The 17576-nt window shown below is 61.6% G+C and carries 15 protein-coding genes; 13 read left to right on the top strand and 2 right to left on the bottom strand.

Going from position 1 to position 17576, the window contains the following annotated elements; all coding sequences use genetic code 11:
• Window positions 1-124 precede the first annotated feature (124 nt).
• The gene (gene carA / locus Tal182_RS16315; RefSeq protein ID WP_085860969.1) at window positions 125-1330 is read right to left on the bottom strand and encodes a glutamine-hydrolyzing carbamoyl-phosphate synthase small subunit; all 1206 of its coding nucleotides are present in this window, start codon (window positions 1328-1330) and stop codon (window positions 125-127) included.
• A gap of 269 nt (window positions 1331-1599) precedes the next feature.
• On the opposite strand from carA, the gene Tal182_RS16310 reads away from it, so the two are divergent.
• On the top strand, window positions 1600-2055 hold the full coding sequence (locus Tal182_RS16310; RefSeq protein WP_064810894.1) for a GatB/YqeY domain-containing protein: 456 nt from the start codon (window positions 1600-1602) through the stop codon (window positions 2053-2055).
• A gap of 3 nt (window positions 2056-2058) precedes the next feature.
• On the opposite strand, the gene Tal182_RS16305 is transcribed toward Tal182_RS16310, so the two are convergent.
• Window positions 2059-2949, bottom strand: a complete 891-nt coding sequence (locus Tal182_RS16305; protein ID WP_085860101.1) for a hypothetical protein — start codon at window positions 2947-2949, stop codon at window positions 2059-2061.
• 667 nt (window positions 2950-3616) lie between these two features.
• Between Tal182_RS16305 and dnaG the strand changes: the two genes are divergently transcribed.
• The 12 genes from dnaG to Tal182_RS16245 all read left to right on the top strand — a co-directional run bounded on the left by dnaG (window position 3617) and on the right by Tal182_RS16245 (window position 17576).
• Window positions 3617-5614, top strand: coding sequence for a DNA primase (gene dnaG, locus Tal182_RS16295; RefSeq protein ID WP_085860100.1), 1998 nt, complete (start codon window positions 3617-3619; stop codon window positions 5612-5614).
• On the top strand, window positions 5614-7482 hold the full coding sequence (gene recQ / locus Tal182_RS16290; RefSeq protein ID WP_085860099.1) for a DNA helicase RecQ: 1869 nt from the start codon (window positions 5614-5616) through the stop codon (window positions 7480-7482). The genes dnaG and recQ overlap by 1 nt, the downstream gene beginning before the upstream one ends.
• 89 nt (window positions 7483-7571) lie before the next feature.
• Window positions 7572-8759 carry a glycine C-acetyltransferase gene (locus tag Tal182_RS16285; RefSeq protein WP_085860098.1) on the top strand — a complete coding sequence of 396 codons (1188 nt, stop codon included), beginning with the start codon at window positions 7572-7574 and terminating at the stop codon, window positions 8757-8759.
• Window positions 8760-8977: 218 nt separating this feature from the next.
• On the top strand, window positions 8978-10015 hold the full coding sequence (tdh, locus tag Tal182_RS16280) for an L-threonine 3-dehydrogenase (RefSeq protein ID WP_085860097.1): 1038 nt from the start codon (window positions 8978-8980) through the stop codon (window positions 10013-10015).
• A gap of 11 nt (window positions 10016-10026) precedes the next feature.
• On the top strand, window positions 10027-10374 hold the full coding sequence (locus Tal182_RS16275; protein ID WP_085860096.1) for a GFA family protein: 348 nt from the start codon (window positions 10027-10029) through the stop codon (window positions 10372-10374).
• 468 nt (window positions 10375-10842) lie between these two features.
• On the top strand, window positions 10843-12900 hold the full coding sequence (rpoD, locus tag Tal182_RS16270; protein WP_011426193.1) for an RNA polymerase sigma factor RpoD: 2058 nt from the start codon (window positions 10843-10845) through the stop codon (window positions 12898-12900).
• Window positions 12901-13102: 202 nt separating this feature from the next.
• Window positions 13103-13396: a GYD domain-containing protein gene (locus tag Tal182_RS16265; protein WP_004677701.1), complete on the top strand. Its 294-nt coding sequence runs from the start codon at window positions 13103-13105 to the stop codon at window positions 13394-13396.
• Between the two features lie 71 nt (window positions 13397-13467).
• Window positions 13468-14553 (top strand): DUF930 domain-containing protein, encoded by a 1086-nt coding sequence (locus tag Tal182_RS16260; protein WP_348627706.1) that lies wholly within the window; start codon window positions 13468-13470, stop codon window positions 14551-14553.
• Between the two features lie 97 nt (window positions 14554-14650).
• Window positions 14651-14812, top strand: coding sequence for a hypothetical protein (locus Tal182_RS32320; protein WP_164517804.1), 162 nt, complete (start codon window positions 14651-14653; stop codon window positions 14810-14812).
• Window positions 14809-15594 carry an APH(3')-II family aminoglycoside O-phosphotransferase gene (locus Tal182_RS16255; RefSeq protein ID WP_085860095.1) on the top strand — a complete coding sequence of 262 codons (786 nt, stop codon included), beginning with the start codon at window positions 14809-14811 and terminating at the stop codon, window positions 15592-15594. Before Tal182_RS32320 ends, Tal182_RS16255 begins: the two co-directional genes overlap by 4 nt.
• Before the next feature lie 60 nt (window positions 15595-15654).
• Complete coding sequence (locus tag Tal182_RS16250) at window positions 15655-16449, top strand: AraC family transcriptional regulator (RefSeq protein WP_085860094.1); 795 nt, start codon at window positions 15655-15657, stop codon at window positions 16447-16449.
• 236 nt (window positions 16450-16685) lie between these two features.
• Window positions 16686-17576, top strand: a complete 891-nt coding sequence (locus tag Tal182_RS16245; protein WP_085860093.1) for a DMT family transporter — start codon at window positions 16686-16688, stop codon at window positions 17574-17576.

The raw sequence follows: 17576 nt of genomic DNA, 5'->3' as shown, positions 1-17576 counted from the left end.
AAAAAGGCCGCTATGGGCAGATAGCGGTCCTTTCACTGATAGCTGTCTTTCGAGTTCAAGAGATGCCGCATTACGTTGGTGGCTGCCCGTCTAACAGGCCTTGCGAAACCGGCGCTTCTTGAAATCAGCGTTCGGCGAGCGCCGGTTCGCCCTTCTTCTCGCGCACCATGTTGATGAAGCGGCGGAAGAGATAATGGCTGTCCTGCGGGCCGGGGGAGGCTTCCGGATGATGCTGGACGGAGAAGACCTGCTTGCCGAGAACGCGCAGGCCGCAATTGGTGCCGTCGAAAAGGGAAATATGAGTCTCTTCAACGCCGTCGGGCAGCGACTTCGAGTCCACCGCGAAGCCGTGGTTCATCGAGACGATCTCGACCTTGCCCGTCGTGTGATCCTTGACCGGATGATTGGCGCCGTGATGGCCCTGGTGCATCTTTTCGGTCTTCGCGCCCAAGGCGAGGCCGAGCATCTGGTGGCCGAGGCAGATGCCGAAGACCGGGATATCGGTCTTAACAAGTGTCTTGATGACAGGCACGGCATATTCGCCGGTTGCCGCTGGATCGCCGGGACCGTTCGACAGGAAGATACCGTCCGGCTGCAAGGCGAGCACGTCTTCGGCGCTCGTTGTTGCCGGCACGACGGTCACCTTGCAGTCGAGGCCCGCAAACAGGCGCAGAATGTTGCGCTTGACGCCGTAATCGAGGCAGACGACGTGATATTTCGCATCCGCCGCGCCGAGTTCGCCGTAACCCGCGTTCCAGACCCACGGCGTCTGCGCCCAGTGTGAGGACTGGCCGGAGGAGGCGATCTTGGCAAGATCGAGACCTTCCAGGCCGCTCCAAGCCTTGGCTTCGGCCTTCAGCGCCTCGATGTCGAAGAGGCCGTTGGGGTCGTGGGCGATCACCGCGTTCGGAGCGCCGTTCTCGCGGATCCAGGCGGTCAGGGCGCGGGTGTCGATGCCGCAGAGACCGATGATGCCGCGTGCTTTCAGCCACTGGTCGAGATGTTTGGCGGCGCGGTAGTTCGACGGGTCGGTGATGTCGGCCTTGAAGATGACGCCGACCGCGCCGTGGCGGGCGGCAGGCGTCAGGTCCTCGATATCCTCGTCGTTGGTGCCGATATTGCCGATGTGGGGAAAGGTGAAGGTGACGATCTGGCCGAGATAGGAGGGGTCGGTCATGATCTCTTCGTAGCCGGTCAGCGCCGTGTTGAAGACGACTTCGGCCTGGACCTTGCCGGTGGCGCCGATGCCCCTGCCTTCGATCACCGTGCCGTCGGCAAGAACGAGCAGGGCGGTCGGCTTTTCGGTTGTCCAGGGTGCTGTTGCGGTCATCTTCATCCCGTTTCCGGCGGCCGATGCGCTTAGCCGCGCTCGTCGCCATTTGATCTCGCAGACGTGTGGGCACGGCAATGCCGCGCGCTTCAGGCCTGATCACGAATTTTGGTGCAGGTGGCGGTAAATAGCCACGCAATCGCTTAGCGTCAATCTTTGTAGCCGGGATTGCGGCCGTTTTCTTGCGCTTTATCGCGACGATCGCGCAATTTATTTGATCCGTCGCATCGGCGTGGTTTATGAAGCGGCATCAAAAAAGGAGTGAACACATGCTGCGCGATCAACTCGCCACTCAGCTGAAAGAGGCGATGAAGGCCAAGGATACGGAGCGGCTGTCGACCGTCCGGCTGATTCAGGCGGCGATCAAGGACCGCGACATTGCCAATCGCGGTGCCGGCAAGGAGCAGGCGAGCGACGACGAGATCCTGCAGATTCTCGCCAAGATGGTGAAGCAGCGTGACGAATCGGCAAAGATCTATGAGGAGAATTCCCGGCCGGAGCTTGCTGCCAAGGAGCGTGCGGAAATCGCCGTCATTCAGGACTTCATGCCGAAGCAGCTTTCGGACGGCGAAGTGCGCGCCAACATCTCGGCGATCATCACCGAGACGGGTGCTGCCGGCGTCAAGGACATGGGCAAGGTGATGGCGGCGCTCAAGGAGCGTTATGCCGGGCAAATGGATTTCGCCAAGGCATCGGCAACCGTCAAGGAGCTTTTGAACGGATAAGCCTCAGATGGCCCGTCTCGCCTGCGGCTCCTCACGGACCGCAGGTCCGAGCACGGCCTCGGCGGCGGCATCGACGATGGCAAACTTCGCCGCCTGATAGTTCCAATATTCGAGGATGAAGCGGCGGGACAGCCAGAAATCGCCCTTGCGCGAAGGTTCTGTCCAGCCGACGCTTTCCATGGTCGCGGCCTGGGTCAGAAGCCGCTTCAGGTGGGTATTGGAAATCATGAATTGTTCGCGGAGCTCCCGCAGCGACAGGGGACCGATAACGACGCGCTCGGCCGCCCGAGGAAATTGCGGAAGGCGGGAGATCAGGTAATCCATCACCAGTCCGCCCGAATTCGCCCAGTTGAAGAGGTTGAAGGTGGGGCCTGGATTGCGCACGGACTCACTGCCGATGATCGCCCTTGCGATTCGCGGCTGAATCGCAGCCATTGTTGCGGAGGGGGCGGCGGTGATCTGGTCGGCGCGTGCGCCGCCGTCGAGGCTGTCGAGGATCATCATATGGGTGACGAGCCATCGGGTGAAATGCTGTTCGGCAATTTCGGTCGGTTCCAGGTAGCGTGTGCGCTTGTCAGGTCCGGGCACCACACGCAGGAAACGATAGGCCAGCATTTCCTGCATGAAGGCCGCGGCCGTGTTGCGGCTGGCGATGTCGTTCTTGACTGCGAAATCGACAAAGCGGCCGGAATAGAGGCCACCGCTCTGGCCGTCGTCGGGATGACCGTAATGAAGTGCGAAGCCGGCATGGGCCATCAGCCAGCGCTGCTGCGCGGCGAAAATCGATGCGATGCGCGGGCTGTCGCGATAGATCGCAAGCAGTTGATTGGCGCAATGTAGGATCGCAGCGAGAAAGCGATCGTCTGCTGCAAGATTTTCCGCGGTGAAAGCCATTGGGAAGGGTCCAGGAGTTCGGCGCATACATCTTTCATGCCCGCGCCGTCTGTCAACGGTTTTGTCGATAAGCGGTTAATTTCAAAGGGAGAGTTGGCAATAGAGCCTGAATTTAAGAAGGCAGGAGCTGGGGGCGCTCCTGCCTTCTTGCTCTTTGCTTCCGCCGGCAACGCAGGGCTGAGGCCCAAGCCGGTGGGTATTTGCAAAGGCACCCTTGCGAAGCGGCGCCGGGGGTAGGGATGGTGCTTCGCTCGGGGATCGCTTTGTTGAGATCAAACCTATTGCGGTGCGGACGTCTGTTCAAATTACAAAAAAATAATGATTGCCGGAAACGGCGCTTTGAGGGGCTTCGAAGCGAAGTTTCGGCAGGCGCCGCGAGGATCACGACGCGCGCGTGATCGTGGCGATAAGGGGCTGTTTTGAAACGTTTTAATTTGGTTTCGTGTTACGCCACCGCTCGTGCCGAAGCCCTTGCCGTGGGCGACCCCAGGCCTTTCGACGACAATAATGTCGCACCCCTGTCGCAGGGGGTGGTCACGTGTTGTTGATTGGATAACCGACGCAACCACCGTTGGATGCACTTGCCTGTGAATAGCGGGTTTTCCCGACGAGTTTCGTGGCATGGTGCCGCAAAGCAGCTTATATGGAGCTTGGCCAAGAGGGATAAATGCGCTTTTCCAACACCTTTCTCGATGAGATCCGCGACCGCGTTCCGATTTCGAACGTGATCGCGCGCCGCGTCAGCTGGGACAAGCGTAAGACCAATGTCTCGCGTGGCGACTACTGGGCCTGCTGCCCGTTCCATGGCGAGAAATCGCCGAGCTTCCACTGCGAGGACCGAAAGGGGCGGTATCACTGCTTCGGCTGCGGCGTCACCGGCGACCACTTCCGCTTCCTGACCGAGCTGGAGGGTTTGAGTTTTCCCGAGGCCGTGCAGCAGATCGCCGATATGGCGGGCGTGCCGATGCCGCTTGCCGATCCCGTCATGGAGAAACGCGAAAAGGAACGCGGCTCGCTGATCGACGTCATGGAAATGGCGACTAGCTTCTTCCAGGACCAGCTGCAGACGGCCAATGGCGCAAAGGCGCGCGCCTATCTGCGCGATCGCGGGCTGACGGGGCGTACCATCGAGACCTTCCGTCTCGGTTATGCGCCTGACAGCCGCAATGCGCTGAAGGAATTCCTGGCCGGCAAGGGCGTCTCCAAGGAGCAGATCGAGGCCTGCGGCCTGGTCGTGCATGAAAACGTGCCGGTCTCCTACGACCGTTTCCGTGACCGCATCATGTTCCCGATCCTTTCGTCGCGGGAAAAGGTGATCGCCTTCGGCGGCCGCGCCATGTCATCAGATGCGCCGGCGAAATATCTGAACTCCAACGAGACGGAGCTCTTCCACAAGGGCAATGTCCTTTACAATTTCGCCCGCGCGCGCCGCGCCATACAGGGTCCCGGCCGCGGCGATCAGGATGACAGTGCGAGCGGCACCATCATCGCCGTCGAAGGTTATATGGACGTGATCGCGCTCTATCAGGCCGGCATCGAAAACGCCGTTGCGCCGCTCGGCACGGCGCTCACCGAAAACCAGCTCGAGCTGCTCTGGAAGATGGTGCCGCAGCCGGTGCTCTGCTTCGATGGCGACGGCGCCGGCATTCGCGCTGCCAATCGCGCGGCCGAACTGGCGCTGCCGCATCTGAAGCCCGGCCGCTCCGTCCGCTTCGCGCTTCTGCCTGACGGTAAGGACCCGGATGATCTCGTGCGTGACGAGGGGCGCGCGCCTTTCGACAAGGTGATGAGCCAGGCGAAGCCGCTTTCGGAGATGCTGTGGAGCCGGGAAATCAACACCGGCAAGTTCGATACGCCCGAGGCGCGCGCCGAGCTCGAAGCACGGCTGAAGCAGCTCGTCGCCGTCATCGCCGACGAAAATGTGCGCCGCCATTACCAGCAGGATATTCGCGACCGGCTGAACGCCTTCTTCCAGCCGCAGTTCCAGAACCGCAACAATGGCGAGCGGCGCGGTTTTAGCGGCAATTCCCGGAACGGCCGCGACAATGCGTCCAAGGCAGGACCGAAAAGCCCCAGCCTGATTTCCGACCGGCTCGCCCGCTCAGGCCCCGTGCGCGGACACCGGGACAATACGGCGCTGCGCGAAAGCGTGCTGGCGCTCACCATCGTCAATCATCCGGCCCTGATGATCGACGATTATGATGAAATCGCCGCGATCGAATATGACAGCCGCGAGCTGCAGCGGCTCTGGTCGGCGATGCTCGGCGCAGCCGCTGCCGTCGCAGGGCCGCATCTGACGCGCGAATATCTGACTGAACGATTGGAATTCGAAGGCTTCGGTCCGCTCATCAAGAGCCTCGACCAGCAGGTGCGCAATGCGAGGCTTTGGACGGCGACCGAGGAGGCGGCGATGGAGGATGCCCGTGAGGGCTATCGTCAGGCGCTCGCCTTCCACAAACGTGCGAAGGCTTTGCGCCGACAGAAGATGGAACTCGAACGCGAGATTGCGCTGGCGACCGAAGCCGGCGACGGCGAGGCGATCGTTCAGCTGATACGGGCGCAGCAGGAAGTGCATCTCGAAGGCGTACGCCTCGAGAACCAGGAGGCGATCATCGACGGCTTCGGCGTACTTTCCGGCCGTGTTAAAGGGGCGGCGAACCACTGATGCCGTTCAGCGGACGCAATGAACCAGGCTTTTCCGCTTCCGATGCGCTGTTTTCGGCCAGCCGTTCGCCGCTCGACGTCTTGAAACAGGTCTATGGTTATTCCTCCTTCCGCGGCAAACAGCAGAAGGTGGTCGAGCATATTGTTTCCGGCGGCGATGCCGTGGTGCTTTTTCCGACAGGCGCGGGCAAATCGCTGTGCTTCCAGATCCCGGCACTTTGCCGTGACGGCGTCGGCATCGTCGTCTCGCCGCTGATTGCGTTGATGCGCGATCAGGTGGAGGCGATGAAGCAGCTCGGCATCCGCGCCGCGGCATTGAATTCGTCGCTGTCGCGCGAGGAGTTCGTCCAGGTTCGTCGCGCGCTTTCGGCGGGAAAGCTCGATCTTCTCTACGTGACGCCCGAGCGCATCCTGACGGATGGTTTCCGCGAGCTGATCGCCAGTGAGAAGATCGCGCTGTTTGCGATCGACGAGGCCCACTGCGTCTCGCAATGGGGCCATGATTTCCGCCCGGAATATCGCGAGCTCGGCCGGCTCGGCGAACAGTATCCCGGCGTGCCCCGCGTGGCGCTGACGGCAACGGCCGACCCGCATACGCGTGACGATATCATCGAGCGGCTCGGGCTCGGCAATGCCGAAATCTTCACCACCAGCTTCGACAGGCCGAATATTGCCTATGAAATCGTCGAGCGCGACCAGCCGCGCCAGCAGCTTCTGCGCTTCCTGTCCGGCCACAAGGGCGACAGCGGCATCGTCTACTGCCTGTCGCGCGCCAAGGTCGAGGACACGGCCGACTGGCTGAACGGGCAGGGCATCCGCGCGCTGCCCTATCACGCCGGCATGGACCGGGCACTGCGCGACAGCAATCAGGATGCTTTCCTGAAAGAAGAGAACCTCTGCCTGGTCGCGACCGTCGCCTTCGGCATGGGCATCGACAAGCCGAATGTGCGCTATGTCGCCCATCTCGACCTGCCGGGTTCGGTGGAAGCCTATTACCAGGAGACCGGGCGCGCCGGCCGCGACGGCCTGCCGTCCGAGGTCTGGATGGCCTATGGCATGGCCGACGTCATCCAGCGCCGTCGCATGATCGATGAGGGCAACGCTGCAGACGAAATCAAGCGGGTCGAGCGCGCCAAGCTCAACGCCTTGCTGGCGATCTGCGAAACCGCCTCCTGCCGCCGGCAGGCGATCCTTGCCCATTTCGGCGAGGCGCATGCCGGCCAGTGCGGCAATTGCGACACCTGCCTGAAGCCGGTCGAGACCTGGGAAGGCACCGAGGCGGCGATCAAGGCGCTGGCCGCCATCTATCGCACCGGCGAGCGTTTCGGCGCCGGCCACGTCATCGACGTGCTTGTTGGTAACATCAACGAAAAGACCGAGCGTTTCGGCCATGTGAATATGCCGGTCTTCGGCGCCGGCAAGGACATTCCGGCGCGCACATGGCAATCCGTCTACCGCCAGCTGCTCGCCATGGGGCTGATCCGTATCGATCATGAGGCCTATGGGGCGCTGAAGCTGGAGTCGGAGGCGCGCGCCGTTTTCAAGCAGGAACGGCAGGTCTTCTTCCGCAAGGACCGGCCGGCCTCCGAACGGCGTACGAAGAAGGCCGAGCGCAGCGAGCGCAAGTCGGGCCTGTCGGGCGCCGACGGCACGCTTTTCGAGGCGCTGAGAGCCGAGCGCATGTCGATCGCCAAATCGCTCGGCGTACCGCCCTATGTCGTCTTCCCCGATACGACGCTGATCGCTTTTGCGACGGAACGGCCGCGCAGCCGCAAGGAATTGCTCGGCATATCGGGCGTCGGGCAATCGAAGCTCGAGCGTTATGGCGACGCTTTCCTGGAGATCATTCTCTCGCACGATAAGGATTGAAGGGCCCGCTGATTTTGGTGCGGCGAGAAGACAAGCAAGCAGCGATATGCTAACCCGATTGCTATAAAAAACGTCAGGAAGGGCCGCCCATGACCTCGCCATTTCTTTCCCATCTCCGGGCCGAGATTTCGGCGCTCAGGGATGCCGGCCTCTACAAGTCGGAGAGGGTCATCAGTTCCAAGCAGGCGGGCGAGATTGCGATTTCCACCGGCGAGCGGGTGCTGAATTTCTGCGCCAACAACTATCTCGGCCTTGCTGACAACGAAGAGCTGGCGGAGGCCGGCAAGAAGGCGCTCGACCGCTATGGCTACGGCATGGCCTCGGTGCGTTTCATCTGCGGCACGCAGGAAGAGCACAAGCAGCTCGAGGCCCGCATTTCTGCCTTTCTCGGCATGGAGGACACGATCCTCTATTCCTCCTGCTTCGATGCCAATGGCGGTCTGTTCGAAACGCTGCTCGGCGAAGAGGATGCGATCATTTCCGACGCACTGAACCATGCCTCGATCATCGATGGCGTGCGTCTCTCCAAGGCCAAACGCTTCCGCTACGCCAACAACGACATGACGGCGCTGGAAGAGGAGCTGAAAAAGGCCGAAGGCAGCCGCTTCAAGCTGATTGCCACCGACGGCGTCTTCTCCATGGACGGCATCATCGCCAATCTCGGCGGCGTCTGCGACCTCGCCGAGAAATACGGCGCCATGGTCATGGTCGACGACAGCCACGCCGTCGGCTTCGTCGGCAGAAATGGCCGCGGCTCGCCGGAATATTGCGGCGTCGAGGACCGCATCGACATTATCACCGGCACGCTCGGCAAGGCGCTCGGCGGCGCGTCCGGCGGTTACACTTCGGCGAGAGTCGAAGTCGTCGAATGGCTGCGGCAACGTTCGCGGCCATATCTGTTCTCGAACACGCTGGCCCCGGTCATCGCCGCGGCCTCGCTGAAAGTGTTCGACCTGATCGAAAACGGCGATGCCCTGCGCAAGCGCCTTTCCGACAATGCCGATCTCTTTCGTATTGAAATGACCAAGCTCGGGTTCACACTCGCCGGCGAAGGCCATCCGATCATCCCGGTCATGCTGGGCGACGCCAAGCTTGCCCAGGATATGGCGGGCCTGATGCTGAAGAAGGGCATCTATGTGATCGGGTTCTCCTTCCCCGTGGTGCCGAAAGGCCAGGCCCGTATCCGCACGCAAATGTCGGCGGCGCATTCCAGGGCGGATGTGGAGCGGGCGATTGCCGCTTTTGCGGAAGCTGGGCGGGAGCTGGGTGTGATTTGAGCGAGGCTTGCTCCCTCTTCTCCCCAGCGGGGAGACGTGGCCCGAAGGGTCGGATGAGGGGGCGGAGAAAAGCGACGTTTCGAGCGATAAGCGAGAAACAATAAGGTCTCTATGGCGTGCCGTGTGGCCCCCTCATCCGCCCTACGGGCACCTTCTCCCCATTGGGGAGAAGAGGGAGTCGCAAGGTCCGGCACCAAAACAAGGGCGGGATATTGTCGATGTCGAACATGATGAAGGCGCTGGTCAAATCGAAGCCCGAGGTCGGGCTCTGGATGGAGGATGTGCCGGTGCCCGAGGTCGGGCCGAACGATGTGCTGATCCGGGTGAAGAAATCGGCGATCTGCGGCACCGACGTGCATATCTGGAACTGGGACCAGTGGGCGCAGAAGACCATTCCGGTGCCGATGGTCGTCGGCCATGAATTCTCCGGCGAGATTGCCGAGATCGGATCGGCGGTCACCCGCTATCATGTCGGCGAGCGGGTCTCCGGCGAGGGGCATATCGTCTGCGGCAAGTGCCGCAACTGCCGGGCGGGCAGGGGGCATCTTTGCCGCAACACGCTCGGCGTCGGCGTCAACCGGCCGGGCTCGTTCGGCGAGTTCGTCTGTATCCCCGAAAGCAATGCCGTGCCGATCCCGGACGATATAACAGACGAGATCGCCGCGATCTTCGATCCGTTCGGCAATGCCGTGCATACCGCGCTCTCCTTCGATCTCGTCGGCGAGGACGTGCTCGTCACCGGCGCCGGGCCGATCGGCATCATGGGAGCGCTGGTCGCCAAGCGTTCCGGCGCCCGCAAGGTTGTTATCACCGACATCAATCCGCATCGTCTGGACCTGGCGCGCAAGCTCGGCATCGACCATGTCGTCGATGCATCGAAGGAAAATCTCGCCGACGTGATGAAGGCGATCGGCATGACGGAGGGTTTCGACGTCGGGCTCGAAATGTCGGGCGCAGCACCCGCCTTCCGCGACATGATCGACAAGATGAACAATGGCGGCAAGATCGCCATTCTCGGCATTGCGCCGGCCGGATTCGAGATCGACTGGAACAAGGTGATTTTCAAGATGCTCAATCTCAAGGGCATCTATGGTCGCGAGATGTTCGAGACCTGGTACAAGATGATCGCCTTCGTGCAAGGCGGCCTCGACCTTTCGCCCATCATCACGCATCGCATCAAGATCGACGATTTCCGCGATGGTTTCGAGGCGATGCGGTCGGGCAATTCAGGCAAGGTCGTGATGGACTGGATGTGAGGGAGGACAACATGCTCTACGAAGGAAGCTGCCATTGCGGCAACGTTGCTTTCGCGGTCGAAGGCGAATTCACCGAGGCGCTGGACTGCAACTGTTCGCTCTGCCGCAGGCGGGGAGGGCTTCTCGCTTTCGTGCCGCGCGAGAAACTGGTGCTGAAGACACCGGAAGACGATCTTTCGACCTATACTTTCAACCGGCATGTCATCAAGCATCATTTCTGCGCCAATTGCGGCATCGCCCCCTTCGGCGAGGGCGTGGCGCCGAACGGTGCGGCGATGGCTTCGATCAATCTGCGCTGCATTCCCGCGATCGATCTCGGCGCGCTGAAGGTGACGCCTTACGACGGCCAGGCACGTTAGCCAATATTTACCCGGAGAGGGCGAATATACCGTCGGCACAATTGCAGGAAATGGCCGGAACAACTGGGGCGGCGGGCAAAATTCCGGCCGCCCTTGTCTTTTGTTTGCTGCTTCTTAAATAAGGTTCGCAATCGCAGCCGCGGTTCAAAGCCTGTGGATAAGGCTTTTTCCGAGTTTTCGCGGGCTTTTTTGCTGGAAAAGCTTGACGAGAACAAAAAATGTGGGAATCACCGTTCGACTTGTTGAAACGGTGAACAGGGTCAAGGCGGATCGCGCAACCATGGCCGGAAATCCAAAGGCAAGAAAGCTTTGCTGTCCGGTACCGGCGATCGTGGTTAATCAGACTTTAAATGTCATCCCGTTAGGTGGGCCTAGGTGATTCAAGGGCGACGCGAGCGGCGCGTCAGGCCCTGAGACGGCCCATTCACCGTAGCGAGATTGGATAGCGTCAGGAAGGCGACGATATAAATGGCAACCAAGGTCAAAGAGAACGAAGACGCGGAAGTCGAACGCGACGGCGCAAGCGACGGCCCTCTTCTCGATCTTTCCGACGATGCGGTCAAGAAGATGATCAAGGCCGCCAAGAAGCGCGGCTATGTGACGATGGATGAGCTCAACGCCGTCCTGCCGTCCGAAGAAGTGACCTCCGAGCAGATCGAAGACACGATGTCGATGCTGTCGGACATGGGCATCAACGTCATCGAGGACGAGGAAGCCGAAGAGGCTGGTGCTTCCGGCGGTGGCGATGACGACGACGCCGGCGGTGATGAGGACAGCGAAGGCGGCGAGCTCGCGCCTTCGGCCGGCACCGCGCTTGCGACCGCCAAGAAGAAAGAGCCGACCGACCGTACCGACGATCCGGTACGCATGTATCTGCGCGAGATGGGCTCGGTGGAGCTTCTGTCGCGCGAAGGCGAAATCGCAATCGCCAAGCGCATCGAAGCCGGCCGCGAGACGATGATCGCCGGGCTCTGTGAGAGCCCGCTGACCTTCCAGGCGCTGATCATCTGGCGCGACGAACTCAACGAAGGCACGACGCTGCTGCGCGAGATCATCGATCTCGAGACGACCTATTCCGGTCCGGAAGCCAAGGCCGCGCCGCAGTTCCAGAGCCCCGAGAAGATCGAGGCCGACCGCAAGGCGGCGGAAGAGAAGGAAAAGACCCGGCGCGCCCGCTCCGGCGACGACGACATCACCGATGTCGGCGGCGAAGGCCTGCCTCCCGAAGAGGAGGAAGAGGACGAGGACGAATCCAACCTCTCTCTCGCCGCGATGGAAGCCGAGCTGCGTCCGCAGGTCATGGAAACGCTCGACATCATTGCCGAGACCTACAAGAAGCTGCGCAAGCTGCAGGACCAGCAGGTCGAGCAGCGCCTTGCCGCCACCGGCACGCTGTCGTCCGCCCAGGAGCGCCGCTACAAGGAGCTCAAGGACGAGCTGATCAAGGCGGTCAAGTCGCTGTCGCTCAACCAGAACCGCATCGATGCGCTGGTCGAGCAGCTCTACGACATCAACAAGCGCCTCGTGCAGAACGAAGGCCGCCTGCTGCGCCTGGCCGAATCCTACGGCGTCAAGCGCGACTCGTTCCTGGAGCAGTATCAGGGCGCCGAGCTTGATCCGAACTGGATGAAGTCGATCGGCAATCTGGCCGCTCGCGGCTGGAAGGAATTCGCCAAGGCCGAGAATACGACGATCCGCGACATCCGCCAGGAGATCCAGAATCTCGCGACGGAAACCGGCATCTCGATCTCGGAATTCCGCCGCATCGTGCACATGGTGCAGAAGGGCGAGCGCGAAGCCCGCATCGCCAAGAAGGAAATGGTCGAAGCGAACCTTCGCCTCGTCATCTCGATCGCCAAGAAGTACACGAACCGCGGCCTGCAGTTCCTCGATCTCATCCAGGAAGGCAATATCGGTCTGATGAAGGCGGTCGACAAGTTCGAATACCGCCGCGGTTACAAGTTCTCGACCTATGCGACGTGGTGGATCCGTCAGGCGATCACCCGTTCTATCGCCGACCAGGCCCGCACGATCCGAATTCCGGTGCACATGATCGAGACGATCAACAAGATCGTCCGGACCTCGCGCCAGATGCTGCACGAGATCGGTCGCGAGCCGACGCCGGAAGAACTGGCCGAAAAGCTCGCCATGCCGCTCGAAAAGGTCCGCAAGGTCCTGAAGATCGCCAAGGAACCGATCTCGCTCGAAACCCCGGTGGGCGACGAAGAGGATTCGCATCTCGGCGATTTCATCGAGGACAAGAACGCGCTGCTGCCGATCGACGCCGCCATCCAGGCGAACCTGCGCGAGACGACGACCCGCGTTCTCGCCTCGCTGACGCCGCGCGAGGAACGTGTCCTGCGCATGCGCTTCGGCATCGGCATGAATACCGACCACACGCTCGAAGAAGTCGGCCAGCAGTTCTCGGTCACCCGCGAACGTATCCGCCAGATCGAGGCGAAGGCGCTGCGCAAGCTCAAGCATCCGAGCCGTTCGCGCAAGCTGCGCTCGTTCCTCGACAGCTAGGTTTTAATGCCGTTGCGAGTTGAAAAAGCCGGGCTTTATGCCCGGCTTTTGCTTTGTGATTAACACCAATGATCACAGCTGCTTTCTTGTCGCTGCCTGGTGACAAGGCTATAATCGCGGCCCACGGGGGAAGGGATCGATCGCGACGCGCGAGCGAGGTCGATGTGTACCTGTCGGCCAATCCTCCGTCGGGAGGTGCGACATGACCACTTACATTCTCTTGATCGATTGGACCGACCAAGGCATCCGTACTGTTCGCGACTCGACAAAACGGCTGGACGCGGCGAAGAAGCTGCTCGCCGGCGTCGGCGGCTCCTTCAACCAATTCTATCTGACGATGGGCGGACACGACATGGTCGCGGTCTGCGAGGCGCCCGATGATGCGGTGATGGCGCATTTTACGCTGTCGCTCGCCATGGCGGGGAATGTCCGCACCGAGACGCTGAAGGCGTTCCCGGAGGCTGCCTATCGGGATCTCATCGGCTCGCTCGGCTGACTCTGCTCAAGCCGGTTCGGATATTAGCTAAGGCGCGGCTCGAAATCGCGTGGCAGCGATCACGCGGTTTTTTGCTTTTGTGGCTTGATGCTGCCGGCTTTAAAGGCCACATCGCTGCTGTGGCAGAAGAAGACGTCGAACCGGCAGAAGCACATGAAGCGGCAAAACAGCGGCCTGAAATCCGCTGGGGTGTCGGCGCGTCCGTGCTTCTGCACGTTCCGCTCATCGCCCTTCTTATTTTCGGCCTGCCGAAGATCGAACCGAAACCGCCCGGAGACGAGAGCGTAAAGGTGGAGCTCGTTCCGCCGCCGGAGGAGAAGAAGCCGGAAGAAAAGAAGGCCGAGGAGAAACCGAAAGAGGAACAAAAGGCCCAACAGCAGGCAAAAGCTGAGCCACCGCCTCCACCACCTTCGCCTAAATCACCTCCGCCGCCCGCCCGAGTGAAGGGGATGACACCTGTTTTCGAGTTTGGAGACAAGGATAGCGGGCCGACGAAGAACGCAAATGGAAATGCATCGGAGGGCGAAATAGGCAATACCCCTGTCCCCCCGCCCCCCTCCGGGGAGATGCAGCCGGAACGGTTGCCGGAGGCCGCCAAGAACGCGAAACCGGCCGATCAGCCTCCAGGCAATCCGATTCCCAAAGAGGTGAATCTGCCGGAGATCGCGACTGCTGCCATCCATCCGGAACGGGATGCGCCCGCGCCTTCAAGTGAAGAGGCGCGGACGAGCTTCGAGGCTGAGAAGCCAGAGACCAAGCCGGCGACGCAGTCGGGTCAGACGTCCAAGACGTCGCTACCGGAAGTGAAGAAGTTATTTTCGCGGTATGCGACCGACGATCCGGTGGCACGAACAGCCTTGGGCAATATGTCGCGCGGCGAACGGATGAATGAATTATGCATGACCGAGCTCACGCAACAAATCGAACATGCTTCACCGAAATACCGAGGTCCGGAAATTCCTCGCTATCCGCCATTCACCAATCAGACAGTTATTCAGGTGCTGGAGACGGGACGGTTCAGGGTAGACGGCGATTGGTACCGCATGCAGTTCGAATGCGAGGTTGATCCTGATGCCACAAAAATTCTGTCGTTCGCCTTCAAACTCGGTGAATTGATTCCCCGTAGCCAGTACGCGAAGTACAAGATACGCGAGTAGTCGAGATGGAGTGCGCTCCCGCAACCAGCCACACGCAAGGAACCGCATCTAGCCTCTCCCTGTGGCCGTGATGGTACGGTGAAGAAGGGACAATGATATGTCGAACGAGATCGAGCGTTTTCTGGAGCGTCAAGATGAAGCCGTCCGCGCGCTGTTCCTGGAAAACAAGGGCGACGAGCTGACCGATATTCTGGTGGCGGCGCTCGAAGAGGCCTTCGAGATTCTGCTCGAAGCAGCACCCGCCGAAACGCTGCATTGACATTTTCCAAGACATTGCCGGCAGCGCTTGGAGAGCGGCTCTCCGGCTATCGGTTCGAACGTGATGCGCTCGGCCGGTCGGCGGCGAGCGTCTTTCGGCTCGAAGGCGATGGCCTGCCGGCGCTTTATCTGAAGGTCGAGGCGGCGGGGCGGTTCGGCGAACTTGCCGATGAGGCGGCCCGGCTTGCCTGGCTCAAGGCTTGCCGCCTGCCATGCCCGGAGGTGATCGCCCGGGAAAGCGACGGCGAGCGTAACTGGCTGCTGGTGAGCGCGCTGCCGGGAACCGATCTCGCCAGCGCTTCGGCGCTGACGCCGCTCGCGTGCGTCGAATTGCTGGCGGAGGCACTGCTCGATCTTCATCGCCTGCCGATTGCTTCCTGTCCGTTCGACCACCGCCTGGAAAAGCGCCTGCCGGTGGCCAAGGTACGTATGGAAGCGGGAATCGTTGACGAGGAGGATTTCGATCCGGCGCGGCTTGGGAAAAGGGCTGCCGAACTTTTCGCCGCGCTCGAAAGCATGAGGCCAACCAATGAAGATCTCGTCGTCACCCATGGCGACGCCTGCCTGCCGAACTTCGTCGCTTCCGGAGGCCAATTCTCGGGCTATATCGATTGCAGCCGTCTCGGCGTCGCCGACCGCTATCAGGATATTGCGCTCGCCTGCCGCAGCATCGCCTATAATTTCGGCGAGGCGCTGGTGCAGCCCTTTCTCGATCGTTACGGCCTACCGGCGCCTGATCCGGCAAGGCTTGGTTATTATCAGTTGCTCGACGAGTTCTTCTAGACGATTGCATCATCAAGGCCCGGCTGGCAGAGTTGCCGGCATCGAACCTGCGGATGTGAAATGCCGAAAAACCAGTTCAGGATGCTGCGCTCGGCGCTGACAGGCGTCGAAGCGGTGGAAGCCGAAACGCCTCACAGTTTCGCCAGGCACACGCATGAGCAGTTCGGCATCGGCCTCGTTTCATCGGGGGCGCAGAAATCGCTCAGCGGGCGCGGCGTGGTGGAGGCCGAGGCCGGCGATATCATCACCGTCAATCCGAACGAGGTGCATGACGGCGCGCCGATCGGCGAGCGTCGGTCGTGGCGCATCCTCTATTTCGATCCCGAGATCGTCACCGGCCTCTCGCAAGAGATCGGCGCAAAGCGCTCGGAAATCCCGCATCCCGTCATTCGCGATGCGGCGGTCGCCGCCCGCTTCGAAACGCTGTTTCGCGCGGCGACTGCGAGTGCTGCCGACGGGCTGCTCTGCGAGGAACTGCTTCTGCAACTCGTCGCCGATGTCATGCGGGAAGGCGACGGTAGCGAGCAGAGGCCGCCGGTGCCGGCGTCCATCCGCGCGGCGCGGGATCTGATCGACGACGATCCGCTTGCCGCCGTCTCGCTTGCCGATCTTTCCAGGGAAAGCGGCCTCAGCCGCTTCCAGCTGCTGCGCGGCTTCGTCAAGGCGACGGGACTGACGCCGCATGCCTATCTCGTCCAGGCCCGCATCCATCTCGCCCGGCGGCTGATCGCTGAGGGCACGCCGCTTGCGGAAGCCGCCTTTGCCAGCGGCTTTGCCGACCAGAGCCACATGACGCGCGTCTTCGTACGCAAATACGGCCTGTCGCCGCGGCTTTACGCCGGCGCTTTTCTCTGAGCGGTGGAAGGCTGATTCCGTGGTGCCGCAGCTGCGACCTCTCTCCAGCCTCATCCCGAGGTGCCTCGCAAGGGGGCACTGGGCCAGGGCTTTCCGAGAGTGCGACGGGCGCGACCTCTCTCCAGCCTCATCCTCGAAGGACGGGGCTGGCCACCTTCGGTCATACGCCTGCAATTTCGTTCAAGACCCCGGCCGGTCGCTGCTGTTTCCTTGGCGTACCCAATCGGAGGCGCGGAATGTCGAGACAGGTTCAAGGCTATTTCTATCTGGCGCTGGCCATGCTGACGGTCGGCAGCACTGTCGTTGCGAGCAAGATCATCGCGTCAGGACTGCCGCCCTTCACGGCCACCGCCTTGCGCTTCGCCCTTGCTCTTCCCGTCTTTTTCCTGCTGATGCGGGCAAGCGGCGCCCGGGTGCCGAAGCTCTCCAGCCACGACCGTCTCATCCTCGTCATTCAGGCCGGCGCCGGCAGTGTCGGCTATACGACGCTGCTGATATCGGGCCTCAGCCTGACTTCGGCCGCCGATGCGGGCGTCATCATCGGCACGCTGCCGGTGGTCGCGGCGGCGGTTTCGATCCTGGTGCTGCGCGAACGGCCGGGGCGCGCCCTGCTTCTGGCGGTGGTGCTGGCGAGCGCCGGCGTGTTTTCGATCGCCTTCACGCCGGGGGCGACTGGCGGGTCGCTTGCCGGCAATCTGCTGATTTTCCTCGCGGTCATCTGCGAGGGCTTGTTCATTCTCTTGAACAAGCGGCTGACGGTCGACATTCCGCCGCTTGCCCAGTCGACGCTGATGACAGGCATCGGCTTCGTCGTCTCGATTGTTCCGGCCATTTTCGAGGCGCCCGTTCATGGGTTTTCCGAAAGCGCTGCCGCTGCCGTCGTCTATTACGCGCTGGTGCCGACCGTCGGCGGCTTTTTGCTCTGGTATGCGGGGGCAGAGAGGGTGAGCGGCACCGAAGCCGCGCCCTTCACCGCGCTTGCGCCGGTTTCGGCCGTCATGCTCGCCTTCGTCCTCCTCGGCGAGCCGATCGGCTTCAACCAGATCGCCGGCATCGCCTGCGTGCTGGCGGCCTTGTCCGGGCTTGCCTTTGCCGGAAGCCGCAGGAAATTCATCGAAGGGAAATGA

Origin of the sequence: Rhizobium sp. TAL182 (assembly GCF_002117725.1) — a bacterium.
GTDB lineage: Bacteria > Pseudomonadota > Alphaproteobacteria > Rhizobiales > Rhizobiaceae > Rhizobium > Rhizobium esperanzae.
The sequence above is the reverse complement of the archived record's forward strand: the minus strand, read 5'-3'. Positions and strand labels throughout refer to the sequence as shown.